This window comes from Camelimonas lactis (assembly GCF_004342915.1).
GTDB lineage: Bacteria > Pseudomonadota > Alphaproteobacteria > Rhizobiales > Beijerinckiaceae > Camelimonas > Camelimonas lactis.
The window spans coordinates 206,793-223,754 of record NZ_SLWL01000003.1; the positions used below are offsets into that span (position 1 = coordinate 206,793).

The window sequence follows — 16,962 nt, forward strand, 5'->3', positions numbered from 1 at the left end:
GCGCCAGCCGACAAACCTGAAGCCGGTTTATCCGAGATACCCATCGTCATCGCGTCGCTTCCCTGATTGACCTGATCCGCACGATCCGCGCCGCCTCATCCGTCCGACTCGCGATCAAATCATGCTCCATAGTCCAGGATATGGATGCCTGGGTCAACTCGGACACTACATATTGTCCCTTTGGAAACAATGCGATAGCGCCACTTCTCAACACGTCTTTTGACCAGCCGACAAGCTGATCCAGCGAAGCAAGGGCCCGGGCAGTCACCACATCGACATCACCTGCAAATTCCATGATGCAAGTCTCCACACGCCGCTGGTGAACGGTCGCAGAGGCGCCAGTCAATCTGATGACATGCCGGAGAAAAGCACATTTTCTGGCGTTGGCTTCGACCAGGTGGATGTGACCACCTTGCTCCGCCAGCAAAATTCCCAGGATGACCCCAGGGGCGCCCCCGCCTGAACCCAAATCCAGCCAACGCTTACGACCTGAAGCCAAGCTGAATAGTTGCGCCGAATCAATGACGTGCCGACGCCACGCGCTTACCAGGGTCGAGTTGCTAACCAGATTCTTGGCCTGTTGCCAGCGAATTAACTCGTCGATGTAGAGGCCGAATTTATCGATCGTTTCACGTGAAACAATACCGATATCCGCGAGCAGTTCGATATCTGCCGAAGAAGGTTCATGAACGACGCTCATGCCGCGGTCCCCCGAGCTGACGCCCGGCGAATCATCGCTGAAAGCAAGGTTAACGCCGCAGGTGTAATCCCCTCAATCCGTGCCGCTTGCCCGACGGTCCCGGGCTTCACCTCGGCAAGTTTAGCCTGAAGCTCTGCTGAAATCCCGGGAATTGAGAAGCTCATATCCTCGGGTATCAAAATCGCCTCAGATCGCCTGAAAGAGGCAATGTCCGCCTCCTGCCGTTCGAGGTAGACGGCATAGGTAGCGTCCGTTTTTAGCCTTTCCTGCAACGCCAGCGGTGCCTCGGCGAGCCTTCTGTCAATGGAGGAAATTTGGGAAAAAGTACAATCTGGCCTGGAAAGCAGATCCATAGCCGAGCGACGGACCCCGTCGCGATTAACCCGCACGCCGATAGCATCAGCCTCATTTGGGCTGAAGCTCACACCCTGCAGAACCTCGCGTAGTTCGGTCAGGGCCCGTTGCTTTTCTGCAAATCTGCCGGCCCTAACATCGCCAACGCAGCCAATTTTCAGTCCCAACGGCGTCAGACGTTCATCAGCATTGTCTGCGCGCAAACTCAGCCGATACTCGGCGCGCGACGTAAACATGCGATAAGGTTCCGTCACGCCGTTGGTAACCAGATCATCCACCAAAACCCCAATGTAAGACTGGCTTCTGTCAAAAACTACCGGCTCCAGGCCGCCAGCGAACCGGGCTGCATTGAGACCGGCGACAAGGCCCTGCGCCGCAGCTTCCTCGTAACCTGTCGTGCCGTTGATCTGCCCGGCCAGATAAAGACCTGGAACGGTCTTCACCCCCAATGTCACGCTGAGCGATCGGGGATCCACGAAATCGTATTCGACCGCATACCCGGGGCGAACAATACGGGCATCCTCCAGCCCATCCATCGTGCGGATAAATGCTTCCTGCACATCGGTGGGCAGGGATGTCGAAATCCCGTTTGGATAGACCAGCGTGCTATCAAGGCCCTCAGGTTCAAGAAAAACCTGATGCCCATCCCGGTCCCCGAAACGAACCACCTTATCTTCGATGGAAGGACAATAGCGCGGGCCACGACCGGTAATCTCACCAGAATACATCGGCGCCCGATGCAAATTGTCCCGAATCATGTCATGCGTGCGAGAGTTTGTACGGGTTACGCCGCATTTGATCTGCGGATTATCAATCCTATCTGTAAGTTCAGAAAACGGCTCAGGCGGCGTATCGCCGGCCTGAAGTTCCAGGCGTCCCCAGGCAATTGAGTCGCCATCCAGTCGCGCTGGGGTTCCTGTCTTGAGGCGCCCCATACGCAACCCGAGGGCGCGCAGGTTTCCGGATAACGAAATGGATGGCGGTTCACCGATCCGCCCGGCTGCGTGCTTCTCCTCGCCGACATGTATACGACCATTGAGAAATGTGCCTGTCGTTAAAATACAGGCGGCACACCGCACCGTTCGACCATCAGCCAGTTCCACGCCTTTAACGCGGCCATTCCGGAGGCTGAGAGAGCTGGCTTCCCCGACGATGATTTCGAGACCCGATCCATAGGAGTCCAGAAGCGAACTTACGGCGCGCGCATACAGCTTTCTGTCCGCTTGTGCTCGGGGACCACGTACAGCAGGACCCTTCCTCCGGTTCAGCATTCTGAACTGAATGCCCCCACGATCTGCTGCGAGTCCCATCAAGCCATCGAGAGCATCAATCTCCCGAACGAGATGACCCTTGCCGAGGCCGCCAATTGCGGGATTACAGGACATCACACCGATATTATCCGCAGAAAGCGTGATAATTGCGGTTCGGGCTCCGAGACGGGCAGAAGCTGCTGCTGCTTCCGCTCCCGCGTGCCCGCCCCCAATAACGACAACATCGTAAAATGCCGTACTCACGTTAGCTCCTGTTTCACGTGAAACACGGAAAACCCATTCCCAAGATTCGCCGCAAACTATCACTTTCCGATGCAAAAGGCTGCAAAAATTCGATCCAACACATCATCGGCGCGCGCGTGGCCTGTTATCATACCAAGCTGAAAAATAGCCGATCGCAGGTCCTCGGCCCATAGGACCAAATGCGTCCAGTCGAACAATTCGTCGCCTGAATCGAAAATACCAACAGGCAACCTCTCCAATGCAGTCAACGCGGATGAAAACGCATTTCTATGCCGGCGTCGGGTAATGGCGATACCCTCTCCCACAGCGCTCGCTGGAATGGCCCCCTTCAGAAGCTCTATCAGACCCTCTATTCCGGCGCCGGTTTTTGCAGAGACAGCAATATCGGCGCCAGAATCATCCACATGATCAGAAGCAATTCGGTCGATCTGCGTCAAAATCCGAAACACACGACCGTCGGTGGAACCTGGTATGTCTTTCCAAGCCGGGCGTAAACCCGGCACTGCACATTCAAGCCAAAGAACTATGTCCGCTACACCCACCTGATCCACTGCGCGGGCAATGCCGATCTGTTCAACCGCATCTTCCGACCCACGCATCCCCGCCGTGTCAACAAGCCGGACGGGATACCCGCCTATATCCAGATGGACCTCAAGCAAGTCGCGGGTGGTCCCGGCAACATCTGTCACGATAGCAACATCCCGACCGGCCAAACAGTTTAAAAGAGTTGATTTTCCCGCGTTGGGCGGCCCGGCTATGACAACGCGAAATCCATCGCGTACACGCTCACCAATACCCCGGTCGGATAGCAGCTTCCTGAGATCGGCGCGAACCGTGTCGGCAGTCTTCAAAGCGGCGATGAAATGCCCCTCGCCTACATCGCCTTCGTCGGAAAAGTCGATGTCAGCCTCTATCAGGGCCAGCGCATGAAGGAGAGAATCCCGCCACTGCGTCACAGGATCCGACAACGACCCATAAAGCTGGGCCATCGCCTGCTTGCGCTGTACTGAAGTTTCGGCATCGACGAGATCCGCAACGGCCTCAGCCTGAGCTAAATCCATTTTCCCGGCAATGACCGCGCGTCGCGTAAATTCGCCCGGGCCCGCAAGTCTCAGGCCCAGCTTAGTCAGTTCTTCCGTCAAAGTATCAACGAGAAGCATATTGCCGTGGATATGAAACTCCGCAGCGTCCTCCCCTGTTGGGCTCTTCGCGGCAGGAAAATATAGCGCTACTCCCTGATCGATTGCATCGCCCGAACTGTCACGCAAAGTGACCAACGTCGCCATCCGGGCCTCAGGCAGTCGCCCACAAAGCGATTCCAGCACGCTACAAACCTTGGTCCCCGTCACGCGGACGATGGCGAGGGCGCTCCTTCCGACAGCAGTTGCGGGAGCATAAATAGTGTCGGTTTCCGAGCCGTAGGAGAATTTCATCCGAGCCGTCCGCTATCGATGTTTCACGTGAATCATGTCGATGATCAGCAATCAGAGTTCAGGCCCTGAACCTGCAGCCACCAACCGGTTGCGTGGGTAAATCAATAAAAAACGCCAGGCGAGAGCCTGGCGTTGTTTCACGTGAATCACATGGCCCCGTTCAGGTGTTCATCGAATCGAAGAACTCCGAATTCGATTTGGTCTGCCGGAGCTTGTCCAGCAAGAACTCAATTGCATCGACCGTACCCATTGGATTCAGAATCCGGCGCAAGACATACATTTTTTTCAGCACATCAGCCGGAACGAGAAGCTCTTCCTTGCGCGTCCCTGAACGGGTGATGTCAATGGCCGGGAATACGCGCTTGTCAGAAACCTTTCGGTCCAGAATGATCTCAGAATTGCCTGTGCCCTTGAACTCCTCAAAGATCACCTCGTCCATACGACTTCCGGTGTCAATGAGAGCAGTCGCGATAATGGTCAGCGACCCGCCTTCTTCGATGTTTCTGGCGGCGCCAAAAAACCGCTTCGGCCGCTGAAGGGCATTGGCGTCGACGCCACCGGTCAGCACCTTTCCAGATGAAGGCACCACCGTGTTATACGCACGACCGAGTCGCGTGATCGAATCCAGCAAAATCACGACGTCCCTGCCATGTTCGACAAGACGTTTTGCCTTTTCGATCACCATCTCGGCAACCTGAACATGCCGCGCAGCCGGCTCGTCGAATGTCGATGAAATGACCTCGCCGTTCACCGACCGCTGCATGTCGGTGACTTCCTCGGGGCGCTCATCAATCAGCAAAACGATCAGATAGCATTCCGGGTGATTGGTCGTGATGGCCTGCGCGACGTTCTGAAGCAACACCGTTTTGCCGGTGCGCGGGGGCGCGACGATCAAACCACGTTGCCCTTTGCCAATCGGCGCCACGATATCGATAATTCGCGCCGAATAATCCTTCCTCGTGGGATCCTCGATCTCGAGCCGGAGCCGTTCAGAAGGATACAGCGGCGTCAGGTTATCAAAATGCACCTTATGCCGGATTTTTTCCGGATCTTCGAAATTAATGGTGTTGACCTTGAGCAAGGCGAAATAGCGCTCGCCTTCCTTTGGGCCCCTGATCGGACCTTCAACCGTGTCACCCGTTCTCAATCCAAACCGGCGGATCTGCGAGGGTGAAATATAGATATCATCCGGTCCCGGCAGATAATTGGAATCTGGCGAGCGCAAGAAGCCAAATCCATCCTGCAGCACCTCAACCACGCCCTCCCCGATGATATCCGTTTCCTGGGCGGCCAGCTGCTTCAGGATCGCAAACATCAATTCCTGCTTGCGCATGATTGAGGCGTTTTCGACCTGAAGCTCTTCCGCAGAGGCAAGCAATTCAGTGGGAGTTTTGGATTTGAGATCCTGAAGCTTGATCTCCCGCATGGGGGAATCTCTCACGTAATACAACTCCGGAAGGAGTTCTTGAGGGAAGGAAAAATCGCTCACGGCCAGACGGCGCGATATTTGACTGGCGAACGTCAAGCCAGGATGCAACAGATCGGATGGCCCGGATGCGTTGGATTTCCCGCGAAATCGGTACTCACACACACGCTGCACGGCTTGGAGGGAAGCTATCCATAGCGCAATGCCTTAACGATAACAAGCCTATCAGCCTGATCATGGCCACGGCTTGATAATCACCAGCGCGACGATAGCCACCATCAGCACCGCCGGAAGTTCGTTGATAGCGCGATAGAACCGGCTGGAATGAGCGTTGCGATCCTCCCGAAACGCCAACGCCTGCCGCGACAAAAATATATGGAATCCGAGCAATATAACCACCAAGGCAACTTTTGCGTGAAACCAGCCGTCGCGCCACAACCCTGCGTCCCAGGCAAGCCAAGCGCCAGCGAGTACAGACACCGCAGCCGCCGGGTTCATGATTCCCCGTAACAGCCTGCCTTCCATCACTTTAAACGTTTCAGCGGCGTCGCCGTTCTGTCGCGCCTCTGCGTGGTAAACAAACAGACGCGGCAGATACAACATGCCGGCCATCCATGAGATGACCGCAACTATATGAAGCGTTTTGATCCAGAGATACAGCACCACAGCCTCCGTATCAGGCGCTCCTGACAAGTCGCACCAGCTCCTCGACGTGCGCCACGGGCGTCGTCGGCTGGATGCCGTGCCCCAGGTTGAAGATATGCGGGCCGTTGGACAGGGCGTCGAGAATGCACCTGACGCCTTCCGCCAGCGCTTCACCGCCCGCCATCAGCGCCAGTGGATCGAGGTTACCCTGCACCGTTTTCATCGGCTGTACGGCCTGCGCAGCCCAGTTTACGTCCACGCCCCAGTCCAGCCCCAGTCCGTCAACCTCGGCGACCTTTCCGAATAGCGTGAGGTTCTGGCCGACGCCCCGGGCAAACACGATGACCCGAACATGAGGCCGCTGCGATTTCACGTTCTGGACAATCCGCGTAACCGGGTCATGACACCAGCGCTGAAACAGCGCCGGGGGCAGGGCCCCTCCGAAACTTTCGAATATCTGGACGGCCTGGGCGCCAGCATCAATCTGCGCGATGAGATAATTGGTCGACGCTTCCACGAGGAGGTCGATCATCGCCTGCAAAAAATCCGGATCCTGATAGGCAATCAACCTGATGGGCGCCTGGTCCGGCGTGCCCTTGCCGGCAATCATGTAACTGGCGACTGTCCATGGCGCGCCGCAAAAACCGATCAGGGCTGTCTGTCCGCCAGTTTCCTCGACCAGCTGCGCCCTGACGCGAGCAACCGTCTCCAGCACCGGATCGAGCCTTCCAAGATTTCCTGGATGGTCCAGACGGGAAAGGCGGGAATGATCGGTAACAGGATCGAGACGGGGACCTTCCCCCTCGGCAAACCAGACATTCTGCCCGAGCGCGTGGGGAACCACGAGAATGTCACTGAACAGGATTGCGGCGTCAAAACCAAATCGCCGGATCGGCTGCATGGTCACTTCAGCCGCAAGGGCAGGGTTGTAACAGAGATCCAGGAAGCTGCCAGCGTGGGCGCGGGTCGCCCGGTATTCCGGCAGATAACGGCCTGCCTGACGCATGAGCCAGAGCGGCGCGCGTGGGGTTCTTGCGCCGGACAATGCCTGCATGAAAAGCGATGCGTCCTGTCCCATGCGCACAGCCGTCCTTTTAAAAAGAGAGATATGAATCTTTGAATCTGTTTTTTCTTTTTAGGCAGGGGATTCCCCAAGCCCAACTCCGTCCACATACCATCCCCAGGGCCCGCTCCAAAGCGGCTCCGCCCGGACAAATGGTTAATGCTTCGTAAACGCTGGCGCGTTAACGGTCCGTTAATAATTATGGCGACTTGCAGGCAATGTTATGCACCTCCTGCGATCCGGGAGCGGATTCGGCGCACAGGCAGGGCGGTGTTGAGAAGGGCGTGCATGGAATTCGGCCATTGCAGGCTGGCCCGACACAAACCGGGGTTCCGTGCACAGGGGTCCACACCTTTCCCCGACGGGAGATGCAGGGTTGCGGGCCCTCACGGCTTTGATGGGGCGTCAGCGCTGAAGATTGCTGTGGCGTGGGAATGAGCGCGCGATCACAATGCGGCGCTATCGGGATCAGGAGCAGTCAATTGGGCAACCGGAGCTTTTTTCACTTACACCTGATATCGGATTCGACGGGTGAAACCCTGATCGCGGTGGCGCGGGCGGTTTCTGCCCAATATGACGGCATATCGGCCATCGAGCATGTTTACCCCCTGGTGCGTTCGCGCTCGCAGCTGGAGCGGGTTACCGATGGCATTCAGGCGGCTCCCGGCATGGTGCTGTACACCCTGGTGGACCCGGATCTGGCGTTGGAGGTGGAGAAGGTTTGCCTCGAAACCGGCTCGCCATGTCTGTCGGTGCTGTCGCCGGTGGTGAACATGTTCGAGGCCTATCTGGGCGCTGCGTCGCGTGGTCGGCCAGGAGCTCAGCACACCCTCAACGCCGATTATTTCAAGCGTATCGACGCCATGAACTATACGATGATGCATGATGACGGTCAGTTGGTCAGCGGCCTGGCCGACGCCGACGTCATCCTGTTCGGCGTCAGCAGAACGTCCAAGACCCCGACAAGCATCTATCTGGCCAATCGCGGCGTAAAAACCGCCAATGTGCCCTATGTGCCGGGCGTTCCAGTTCCCCAGGGCATGACAGAGTTTCGCGGGCCCCTTGTCGTTGGCCTGGTCGCCAGCGCCGAACGCATCGTCCAGATCCGGCAGAACCGGCTACTCAGCCTTAATGCCTCCGACAGTTCCTCTTACGTGGATGAGGAGGCCGTCGCGGCCGAGATCACTGAAACGCGCCGGATCTGTGCGCGGAATCGATGGCCAGTTATTGACGTCACCCGCCGGTCGATCGAAGAAACCGCGGCGGCTATCATGGACCTGTACCGGGATCACCGTTTGCGTCAGACCAGTTCATGGGAGACGAGAGGGCAGGGCGCAGCCACAGGCCCGACGACAACATCATGACAAGAGGGATGTAATGATAAAGGGGCTCTGGCTAGCTGACATGCCGCTGGTGCTGGCGTCCGGTAGCACAACGCGTCGTGACATGCTGGCAGCGGCGGGTATCCCTGTTGAGGCCAGTCCGGCCGCCATTGACGAGCGGGAAGTGGACAGGGCGGCGCGCTGCGCTGGCGCGCCGGCCGCGACTGTCGCCATGTTGCTGGCCAGGGCCAAGGCGATGGAGGTTTCCGCCCGTTATCCAGGAAGGCTGGTGCTCGGAGCGGACCAGACGCTGGCCTGTGAGGGGCGGCAATATGACAAGCCAGCCGATATGGCGCAGGGCAAGGCGCATCTGAACGCCCTTTCCGGGCGCACCCATCATCTCCATTCGGCCGCGGCTTTGATCAGGGACGGCCGGATCGTGGGGGAAGCGCAATCATCGGCGGACCTGACCATGCGCCATCTCGGGGCGGATTTCATCGACGCCTACGCGGCCGCAGTGGGCCCCAAATTCATGATGAGTGTCGGCGGCTATCAGCTGGAGGGACTTGGCTCCCAGCTGTTTGAACGCATTGATGGTGACTATTTCACCATCCTCGGTCTTCCGCTGTTGCCTCTGATGGGCCACCTGCGGGCAGCGGGTTATATGGCGGAGTAAGGCGTGGAACGGACAGAAAATGTTGTGCGGGCGTGCGTTGTCGGCGATCCGGTTTCCCATTCGCGCTCACCGCTGATCCATGGCCATTGGCTGCAGCGCCTGGGCATTGCGGGGGCTTATGACCGGCGCCAGGTGAAAGCTGACGAGGTCGACGCGTTTCTGGACGAGGTGCGAGCGGGCAAACTTCGTGGCGGCAACGTTACCGTCCCTCACAAGGAGGAGGCGGCGCGCCGTGTGGACGTCCTTACTGACACTGCGCGCCATTTGGGCGCCGTCAATACCGTCTGGGAAGTTGATGGCAAGGTCTGGGGTGACAACACCGACGTTACCGGCTTTCTGGCCAATCTCGACGAGCGCAGTCCAGGTTGGGACCGCGAGCGGGAGAAGGCGATCGTTCTCGGGGCTGGCGGCGCCGCGCGGGCCATTATTTATGGATTGCTGACGCGGGGTTTCCGCGAGATCGGCATCGCCAACCGCTCTGTGTCCCGCGCCCGGAAGCTGGCGGAAGAACTGCAGCCCCAGGGTGAGCAGCAGCTGGTCCCGATCGCGTGGGACGCGCGCTCCGACGCCTTGAAGAATGCAAACGTCCTCGTCAACACCACCTCGCTGGGCATGACCGGCCAGCCGCCGCTGGAGCTTTCCCTGGAGGCGTTGCCGGTTCAGGCTGTGGTGCATGACATCGTTTATGCGCCACTGGAAACTGACCTGCTGCGCGCTGCGCGCCAGCGTGGAAATCCGGCCGTGGATGGCCTCGGCATGCTGCTGCACCAGGCCGCGCCGGGCTTTTCCCGCTGGTTCGGCCAGGAGCCGCAGGTGACGGACGAACTTCGCCTGCTGATTATCGACGACATGAACAGGACCGCGGCATGACCTTCATTCTCGGACTCACCGGCTCCATCGGCATGGGCAAGTCAGCCACCTCCGCCATGTTCCGTGAGATGGGTGCCTGGATATACGACGCCGATGCGGCCGTGCACGCTATTTATGCCGGGCCGGCCACGCCGTTGGTTGAGGCAGCCTTTCCGGGGGTCGCTGATGAAAACGGCGTGGTGAACCGGGAGCGGCTTGGCGCCGCAGTGTTGGGTGATGCAGCTGCGCTCAAGCGTCTGGAGAGCATAGTCCATCCGCTGCTACGTCAACATCAGCTGGATCTCGTTCGACAGGCTGTCGAAGCCAATGTTCCCGTGCTGGTGATGGATGTGCCCCTGCTGTTCGAGACGGGCGGGGACCGGCGCTGCGATGCGGTGGCTGTCGTCAGCGCCGATCCGGAAATCCAGCGGGAGCGCGTTCTGGCGCGTCCTGGCATGACGCCTGAAAAATTTGAAATGATTCACGTGAAACAGATGCCTGACGCCGAGAAGCGCCGCAGGGCCCATTTCATTATCGACACGGGACACGGGTTCGACCATGCGCGGCGTCAGGTGGGCGATATCCTCAAGACGATCGCCGGCCGTGAAGGAGCAGCCGCAAAAGAGTTACTGGCGGCTGCCTGAGATCTACAGGCGCTACGCCATCGAAGGGGTTTACGGGCGCGCACTGGCCCTTCCGTGCAGCGGCGCCCTGCCATTGAACGTCCCGCCAACCGGAGATCAGCCGTGAAGCTCAGGGAGATCGTTTTCGATACAGAAACCACGGGTGTTGACCCCCATAAGGGGGATCGCATCGTCGAAATTGGCTGCGTCGAAATTCTCGACCATCTTCCGACCGGGAACACGTTTCATTGTTATATTAATCCGCAGCGCGACATGCCTGCTGAAGCGTTCGCCGTTCATGGACTGAGCGCCGAGTTTCTGGCGGACAAACCGGTATTCGCCTCTGTGGCCGACGATTTCCGCGCTTTTATTGGCGATGCGCCGCTGGTCGCTCACAACGCGCAGTTCGATGTGAACTTCATCAATGCCGAATTCGCCCGGCTTGGCGTTGCCGCGCTCGACCCTGGACGCATCGTTGACACGCTGTTCATCGCCCGCCGCAAGCATCCAGGCGCCAACAACTCACTGGATGGTCTGTGTTCGCGTTATGGCATTGATAACAGTCGCCGCACAAAGCATGGCGCCTTGCTCGACGCCGAAATTCTCGCGGAAGTGTATCTGGAACTGCGCGGCGGCCGGCAGACAGGTCTGGATCTGAGTGTGGCGGAGGCGCCGGCCCGCGCCCGGATCGTTATCCAGACGACAGTTTCCGAAACGGAGATCCTGGCGCGTAGCAAGCCATTACCGTCTGTTCTGACGGAAGACGACCTGACGGCGCATCGCGCCCTGGTCGCCAGTATGAAGGACAAGGCCATCTGGCTGGACTATATCCAGCTTGACGATGCGGGCGCCGAAAACTGAGGAAAAAGCTGGAGGCGCGACGCTTTGTTTGCCGGATAAGCAAAAAAGGGCGGTGGCATGGCCACCGCCCTTTTTCAGCAGTTTCAAAACCGCCCGCCTTACTGGGCTTGCGCCGGAGCTTCAGCGAACTGTTCGGCGCGCTCGCGGTACAGGGCGGCGAAGTCGATTGGATCGACATACAGCGGCGGAAAGCCGCCGCCGCGCACGGCGTCAGCAACGATCTGGCGTGCGAACGGGAACAGCAGGCGCGGGCACTCGATCATGATGACCGGATGCAGGTCTTCCGCCGGAATGTTCTGGGTGCGGAAAATACCGCAGTAGGTCAGGTCGAAGGCGAACAGGGTGTCGTTGTCGACCTTGGCGTTGCCCTCAAGCTTGAGCTCGACTTCAAAGTCCGTTTCCGACAGCTGCTGCGCGCCGACATTGACCTGGATGGAGATCTGCGGGGCCTTTTCCTGGGGAGTCAGGGACCGGGGCGCGTTCGGATTTTCGAACGACAGGTCGCGGGTGTACTGCGCCAGGCCGTTAAGCAGCGGGGCGCCGTCTTGCGGCTGCGGGCCGCCGTTTACAGACGTGTCTGACATGAAAGGATCCTCTCCAGGATGCGTCGCGTATACTCGGCGTCGCCGGTTATCTGTCGGCGAATGATTCGTGACGGACGTCAGAAGCCATGACGCCATGCGGGCGGAAGCGGCGCGCTAACATGGAACAGTCTCCCATACAAGCGCCAGTCTCTTCGCCGCCGAGATGATGAAAAGGCTAGATGTTCGACGATAGCACACCATATTATCCGGAGCATTCGCAAACACGACGGTTCTGGCGGTCCCCGATATCGCCAGCGCCTCCGAAAGCAGTCCGCCGCAGGTCGCGTCTGGCGTGGCCGGCGGTGGTTCTTACTGACCAGTTTTTACAGGTTTCCAGGGACCATGCAGGATTCGTTTGACCCGCTTACCATTATCTTTCTGGCCCTGGCGGTTTTCATTATCTGGAAACTGAGGTCGGTCCTCGGCCAGCGCACCGGCGGTGAGCGTCCGCCTTATGACCCCTTTGCCCGCAAGGACGCGGCGAAGCCCGATGAAAAGGCGTCGCAGCCGGATGGCGGCGGCAAGGTCATCCATCTGCCTGGCAGCGGTCCGGTTGCTCCCGCCGCCGGTCAGCCGTCGGGCGAGCGCTGGACGGGAATAGCCGAGAAGGGCGCGCCCGTCACAGCCGCCCTGGACAGCATTGCCGCCGCCGAACCACAGTTCGACGCCAGCCAATTTCTGGAAGGCGCCAAATCCGCCTACGAGACCATAGTGCTGGCGTTTTCGCGGGGGGATCGCATTACGCTGAAATCACTGCTGTCGCAGGAGGTCTATGAGGGCTTCGAGCGGGTGATCGCCGAACGTGAAAAAGAGGGCCAGCGATCTGAAACGACATTCGTCGCCATCGCCCAGCCGGTAATCTCCGATGCCGAGGTCAGCGGCAAAAACGCCCAGCTGACGCTGCGCTTCACCTCGAAACTGATTGCCGCTACCCGAAACAGGGCAGGTGATGTGGTTGATGGTGATCCAGAAGGCGTGGTTGATGTTACGGACGTCTGGACGTTCGCTCGCACCCTGGGCAGCCGGGACCCCAACTGGCGGCTGGTGGCGACCGAAGCTGGCGGCTGAGGGGCGTCTGGTTGCCTCCCGCTTGAGTGACGTGATGGATTGAGTCGGGAGCGTTTCCAGGTCATGGAAACGCTCCTTTCGTTGATGCGGTCCCGGATGTGAAAAACCCTGCGGGCGGTTGGGAAACCAAAGACAGCTGTTCGCGGGCATGATTCACGTGAAGCATTCCGGTTGCGCAGCAGAGCCGTCGCTGGACCACGTTGGTCCAGACTTTGCCTGGCCGGCCGCAAATGACCTGGCTGGAGTTCCTTATGACGCGCAAACGCCCGCGGGAGCTTGACCGGCAGGAGCGCCTCCTGTGGGAAACGGTGGCGCGAACCGTGACGCCCCTCCGGGGAAGACCACCGCTGCAGCTCCCCGTTGATCCATCGCCCGTGGAACGGACCGATGCGGCTCCATCACATGCCCGGGAAACGGTCGCTCAAACCAGCGGAAAGGCCAGCAGTTCGCGCGACCTGCCCGCGGGAAAACCACCGCCAGCTTTGCCGCCCATGGTCGCCATGGCCCGTAAGGAACGCAGGGCGGTGGTCAGCGGCTCCGTGCAAATTGACGCCAAGCTCGATCTGCATGGCTTACGTCAGGATGAGGCCCACCGCACCTTGCGCAATTTTCTGTTGCGTTCCGCCGCAGCCGGCTGCCGCACCGTGCTGGTGGTGACCGGCAAGGGCGCGCCGGCGCGGGACGACGCGCCGCTCTGGCATGGTGATCGTAGCGAACGCGGCGTACTGCGCCGGCTGGCGCCCTTCATCCTGGAGTCCGCTGAACTCAGGGAGGTTGTCCTGGGATATGAAGTGGCGGGTCAGCGCCACGGCGGCCTCGGGGCCCTTTATGTGCGGTTGCGCCGCCGCAGCCGCTGACAGCGGGCTTTTTTATTCGTGGCCTGACTTGTGGCGTCCCCATCCGGGAAGTCCGCCGCCGAACCAGATGACGCCGCCATAGAGGGCTCCGCCCGTCGCGCATACCAGCAGCAGGACCGCGAGACGGCGGAGGCTGCTCCCATGGTTGAGGAGCGGGGCGCTGGCCACGACGAGGAGCGCCGCCGTCATGATGCTCGCCGCCAGCGCCTGAACCAGCAACGGTTTGAGGATGGCCAGCGACGGTCGCCACCAGTTCTGGTACGCCAGGATCAGCGCAATGGCGGCGCATTGCGCCCACAGGCCCGCTGCGACGGCCGCGCTGGCGCCGCCGACGCCCCAGTACGGCGTCAACAGAACCGCTGCGACGGCAGTGACCATGACGCCGGCGCCGCCGCAGGCGGCCGACGCCCAGGCCTGCTCACGGACCAGAAGCTCCTGCAACAGGACCCGCGCCGCGACGCCTGCAGGCAGGCCCGGCGCCATCGCCATCAGCGCCAGCGCCGTGCCGGTGACGTCGCCGGGAGAAAATGCGCCCCGTCCGAACAGGGTCTGGATGATGGGCTCCGCCAGAACGAACAGCGCCGTCGCCGCCGGCAGGCCAATGGAGAGCGCGGAAACCAGCGCATGGTCCAGCATTTTGTTGTCTGCAAGCGCATGGGCGGCGGAGGCGCCGGCGCGGCTGGCGCCAAGCTCTGTCAGCACAACAGAGCCTATGACAACGCCGGCTAATGAAAGCGGTAGCTGGAACAGCCGGTCGGCGTAGTAGAACCAGGCCAGGGCCGCTGGTTCCTGTGAGGCCACGGCCGAAGCGACGAGGCCTATGATCTGGAAACTTGCCGTTGCAACAAGGGCAGGCGCACCAAGCCGCAAAGCTTTGCCGACGCTGACCATCACGCCGTGTTGCAGGCCTTCGGCTGCCTGACGCAGAACCGGAATGAGCGGCCAGAGGACAAGCGCCAACTGCAGCAACCCGCCGGCGCTCAGGGACAAGGCCATCAGCGAGCCCATGGTCCGGGGCGTGCTGGTGACGTGCGGGATCACCAGATAGGCTCCTGCCAGCGCCGCATTGACGATGGCCGGCGCCAGCGCCGCGATGACATAACGCCGCTCGGCGTTGAGAAACGCGGCGGCGATCGACGCCAGCGTTGCCGCCCCGATAAACGGCGTCATCAGCACGAACCACCAGCGCGCCAGATCAAAATCCTGGGGACGGCTTTCCAGGCCCGGCGCTGACAGATGGATGGCGGCGCCCGCGCCCAACGCCAGCAAGGCGCCCAGAATGCCAAGCGCAAGTGTCGCCAGTATCAATGTGGTCCGGGCGAAGGCTGCCGCGTGGACGTGGCCCTCCTGCATGCGCAGGCGCAGATAGATCGGGGTGAGGGCCGCGTTCAGCCCGCCTTCGCCGAGCGTACGGCGCAAGGCGTTGGGCGCCCGCAGGGCAGCCAGCAATGCCTCGGCCATGGGCCCGGCGCCCAGCAGGTTTGCCACCAGCACATCGCGAGCATAACCCAGCAGGCGGGATACGATCGCGGCGATGCCAACCGCTGCAGCTGGCGACGCCAGTTTCATGGACGGCCCGCCACAACAGATCGCTTGCCGGCCGCACAGCTATGGAGCTCTGGTCCGCATGGCTGGGCTTCACGCCGGGGCTCGCTTATGGTCGGCTGGCCTGAGGCCAATGCCCTGTGCGCAGACCTGTTCACCGAATGACCACTCCACCAGAACGCATATTCATGACCGATATGGCTTCAGATCGCCCGCAAGCGCCAGCCCATGGTCCTGCGCCATCCGCCGGATCACCGTCCGCGCCGGGCAGGGCAATTCTGTTCCTTGCCATGGCGTCGTTCGTCAGCGCCGCCACCGCCCGCGTCGCCGATCCCCTGTTGCCGGAAATCGGTCGGGAATTCGGCGCCACGCCTGGCCAGGCGGGCCTCATCGTCGCGGCCTTCTCCATATCCTACGGCCTGCTTCAGGCTGTCTACGGCCCAGTCGGCGATGCCTTTGGCAAATATCGCCTGGTCGCCATCGCCACGTTCCTTTCGTCGCTCGGCGTCATTGCCAGTGCGTTTGCCGGCTCCCTGCATGTGCTGGCTGTGACCCGGCTGCTGTCCGGAGCCACCGCGGCCGCCATCATTCCCCTGTCGATGGCGTGGATCGGCGATGTGGTGCCTTATGATCAGCGCCAGTCTGTGCTGGCGAAATTCATGAGCGGACAGATTCTGGGACTGGTGTTCGGTCAGGCGTTTGGCGGCATGCTGAGCGAAATCATGGGCTGGCGCCAGGTGTTCGTGGTGCTGGCGCTGCTCTACGTGTTGGCCTCGGCTGGCCTGACGGCCGACATGTTCCGCAAGGATCATCCGCCGCCGGTGCGGTCGGGTAATGGCGGAGTGGGACGCGGCGTGTTGCAGATGCTGGGACTGCTGGCGCGACCATGGCCGCGCACCGTCATTGTCATGGTCTTTCTGGAAGGCGCCATTGTCTTTGGCTGCTGGGCCTATGTCGGCTCGGAGTTGCAACGTCGGTTCGCCGTTGGTCCCGGAACCGCGGGCGCCATACTTGCGGTCTTTGGCTTTGGCGGACTGGCCTACGCCCTGAACGCCCGGACCATGGTTAAACGGTTCGGCGAGCGCGGCCTGGTGATCTGGGGCGGCGTTGGCCTGGCCATTGCCTTTACGTTGATCGCCATCACGCCGGTGCTGTGGAGCGCCGTTGTCGCATCGGCCATTTGCGGCCTGTCATTCTACATGCTGCACAACACGCTGCAGACCAACGCCACACAGATGGCGCCCGAGGCGCGTGGTTCAGCGGTGTCGCTGTTCGCTTCCGCGCTGTTCATCGGCCAGACCGTGGGCGTCGCTGTCATCGGCCCGACGTTTGATCGCTGGGGCGGTCAGCCCGGGCTGATTATCGCCGCCATTCTGACGCCACTGCTGGTGGTGTGGTTCGCCGGGCGGTTGCGTAACCGCCCGGAGTGAGCCGGTGGCGAA

General features: G+C 60.6%; 16 protein-coding genes. 8 read left to right on the top strand and 8 right to left on the bottom strand.

Annotation, left to right across the window (positions count from 1 at the left end; all coding sequences use genetic code 11):
• Positions 1-46 precede the first annotated feature (46 nt).
• The 6 genes from rsmG to hemE form a co-directional block, all read right to left on the bottom strand.
• A complete protein-coding gene (gene rsmG / locus EV666_RS05435) occupies positions 47-700 on the bottom strand; it encodes a 16S rRNA (guanine(527)-N(7))-methyltransferase RsmG (RefSeq protein WP_132004233.1) in 654 nt (217 codons plus the stop codon).
• Complete coding sequence (gene mnmG / locus EV666_RS05440) at positions 697-2,568, bottom strand: tRNA uridine-5-carboxymethylaminomethyl(34) synthesis enzyme MnmG (RefSeq protein WP_132004236.1); 1,872 nt, start codon at positions 2,566-2,568, stop codon at positions 697-699. The genes rsmG and mnmG overlap by 4 nt, the downstream gene beginning before the upstream one ends.
• A gap of 59 nt (positions 2,569-2,627) precedes the next feature.
• Positions 2,628-4,001: a tRNA uridine-5-carboxymethylaminomethyl(34) synthesis GTPase MnmE gene (gene mnmE / locus EV666_RS05445; RefSeq protein WP_132004239.1), complete on the bottom strand. Its 1,374-nt coding sequence runs from the start codon at positions 3,999-4,001 to the stop codon at positions 2,628-2,630.
• Between the two features lie 160 nt (positions 4,002-4,161).
• Positions 4,162-5,427, bottom strand: a complete 1,266-nt coding sequence (rho, locus tag EV666_RS05450) for a transcription termination factor Rho (RefSeq protein ID WP_132004242.1) — start codon at positions 5,425-5,427, stop codon at positions 4,162-4,164.
• Between the two features lie 234 nt (positions 5,428-5,661).
• Entirely contained in the window at positions 5,662-6,093 is a 432-nt protein-coding gene (hemJ, locus tag EV666_RS05455; RefSeq protein WP_245514225.1) for a protoporphyrinogen oxidase HemJ, read from the bottom strand.
• Positions 6,094-6,103: 10 nt separating this feature from the next.
• Entirely contained in the window at positions 6,104-7,150 is a 1,047-nt protein-coding gene (gene hemE, locus EV666_RS05460; protein ID WP_132004245.1) for a uroporphyrinogen decarboxylase, read from the bottom strand.
• A 419-nt stretch (positions 7,151-7,569) separates the two neighbouring features.
• Here hemE and EV666_RS05465 point away from each other — a divergent pair, with 419 nt between their 5' ends.
• The 5 genes from EV666_RS05465 (at position 7,570) to dnaQ (ending at position 11,466) form a co-directional block, all read left to right on the top strand.
• Positions 7,570-8,499 carry a pyruvate, water dikinase regulatory protein gene (locus EV666_RS05465; RefSeq protein WP_132004248.1) on the top strand — a complete coding sequence of 310 codons (930 nt, stop codon included), beginning with the start codon at positions 7,570-7,572 and terminating at the stop codon, positions 8,497-8,499.
• Positions 8,500-8,512: 13 nt separating this feature from the next.
• The gene (locus EV666_RS05470; protein WP_132004251.1) at positions 8,513-9,133 is read left to right on the top strand and encodes a Maf family protein; all 621 of its coding nucleotides are present in this window, start codon (positions 8,513-8,515) and stop codon (positions 9,131-9,133) included.
• 3 nt (positions 9,134-9,136) lie between these two features.
• The gene (locus tag EV666_RS05475; RefSeq protein WP_207906334.1) at positions 9,137-10,003 is read left to right on the top strand and encodes a shikimate dehydrogenase; all 867 of its coding nucleotides are present in this window, start codon (positions 9,137-9,139) and stop codon (positions 10,001-10,003) included.
• Positions 10,000-10,626, top strand: a complete 627-nt coding sequence (coaE, locus tag EV666_RS05480) for a dephospho-CoA kinase (RefSeq protein WP_132004254.1) — start codon at positions 10,000-10,002, stop codon at positions 10,624-10,626. Before EV666_RS05475 ends, coaE begins: the two co-directional genes overlap by 4 nt.
• Positions 10,627-10,728: 102 nt before the next feature.
• Positions 10,729-11,466, top strand: coding sequence for a DNA polymerase III subunit epsilon (gene dnaQ / locus EV666_RS05485; RefSeq protein WP_132004257.1), 738 nt, complete (start codon positions 10,729-10,731; stop codon positions 11,464-11,466).
• Between the two features lie 98 nt (positions 11,467-11,564).
• On the opposite strand, the gene secB is transcribed toward dnaQ, so the two are convergent.
• Positions 11,565-12,050, bottom strand: coding sequence for a protein-export chaperone SecB (gene secB, locus EV666_RS05490; protein WP_132004260.1), 486 nt, complete (start codon positions 12,048-12,050; stop codon positions 11,565-11,567).
• A gap of 342 nt (positions 12,051-12,392) precedes the next feature.
• On the opposite strand from secB, the gene EV666_RS05495 reads away from it, so the two are divergent.
• The gene (locus tag EV666_RS05495; protein WP_132004263.1) at positions 12,393-13,118 is read left to right on the top strand and encodes a Tim44/TimA family putative adaptor protein; all 726 of its coding nucleotides are present in this window, start codon (positions 12,393-12,395) and stop codon (positions 13,116-13,118) included.
• 500 nt (positions 13,119-13,618) lie between these two features.
• On the top strand, positions 13,619-13,975 hold the full coding sequence (locus EV666_RS18570) for a Smr/MutS family protein (RefSeq protein WP_245514228.1): 357 nt from the start codon (positions 13,619-13,621) through the stop codon (positions 13,973-13,975).
• A 12-nt stretch (positions 13,976-13,987) separates the two neighbouring features.
• On the opposite strand, the gene murJ is transcribed toward EV666_RS18570, so the two are convergent.
• Entirely contained in the window at positions 13,988-15,544 is a 1,557-nt protein-coding gene (gene murJ / locus EV666_RS05505; protein ID WP_132004269.1) for a murein biosynthesis integral membrane protein MurJ, read from the bottom strand.
• Positions 15,545-15,810: 266 nt separating this feature from the next.
• Here murJ and EV666_RS05510 point away from each other — a divergent pair, with 266 nt between their 5' ends.
• Positions 15,811-16,950, top strand: coding sequence for an MFS transporter (locus EV666_RS05510; RefSeq protein ID WP_165909904.1), 1,140 nt, complete (start codon positions 15,811-15,813; stop codon positions 16,948-16,950).
• The last annotated feature ends 12 nt before the right edge of the window (positions 16,951-16,962 follow it).

Coding starts and splice junctions, on each gene's coding strand:
- EV666_RS18570 (WP_245514228.1), top strand. CDS start 13,619: ATGGCCCGTAAGGAACGCAGGGCGGTGGTCAGCGGCTCCGTGCAAATT.
- rsmG (WP_132004233.1), bottom strand. CDS start 700: ATGAGCGTCGTTCATGAACCTTCTTCGGCAGATATCGAACTGCTCGCG.
- murJ (WP_132004269.1), bottom strand. CDS start 15,544: ATGAAACTGGCGTCGCCAGCTGCAGCGGTTGGCATCGCCGCGATCGTA.
- coaE (WP_132004254.1), top strand. CDS start 10,000: ATGACCTTCATTCTCGGACTCACCGGCTCCATCGGCATGGGCAAGTCA.
- EV666_RS05470 (WP_132004251.1), top strand. CDS start 8,513: ATGATAAAGGGGCTCTGGCTAGCTGACATGCCGCTGGTGCTGGCGTCC.
- hemE (WP_132004245.1), bottom strand. CDS start 7,150: ATGGGACAGGACGCATCGCTTTTCATGCAGGCATTGTCCGGCGCAAGA.
- EV666_RS05495 (WP_132004263.1), top strand. CDS start 12,393: ATGCAGGATTCGTTTGACCCGCTTACCATTATCTTTCTGGCCCTGGCG.
- EV666_RS05510 (WP_165909904.1), top strand. CDS start 15,811: ATGGCGTCGTTCGTCAGCGCCGCCACCGCCCGCGTCGCCGATCCCCTG.
- secB (WP_132004260.1), bottom strand. CDS start 12,050: ATGTCAGACACGTCTGTAAACGGCGGCCCGCAGCCGCAAGACGGCGCC.
- mnmE (WP_132004239.1), bottom strand. CDS start 4,001: ATGAAATTCTCCTACGGCTCGGAAACCGACACTATTTATGCTCCCGCA.
- rho (WP_132004242.1), bottom strand. CDS start 5,427: ATGCGGGAGATCAAGCTTCAGGATCTCAAATCCAAAACTCCCACTGAA.
- EV666_RS05465 (WP_132004248.1), top strand. CDS start 7,570: ATGAGCGCGCGATCACAATGCGGCGCTATCGGGATCAGGAGCAGTCAA.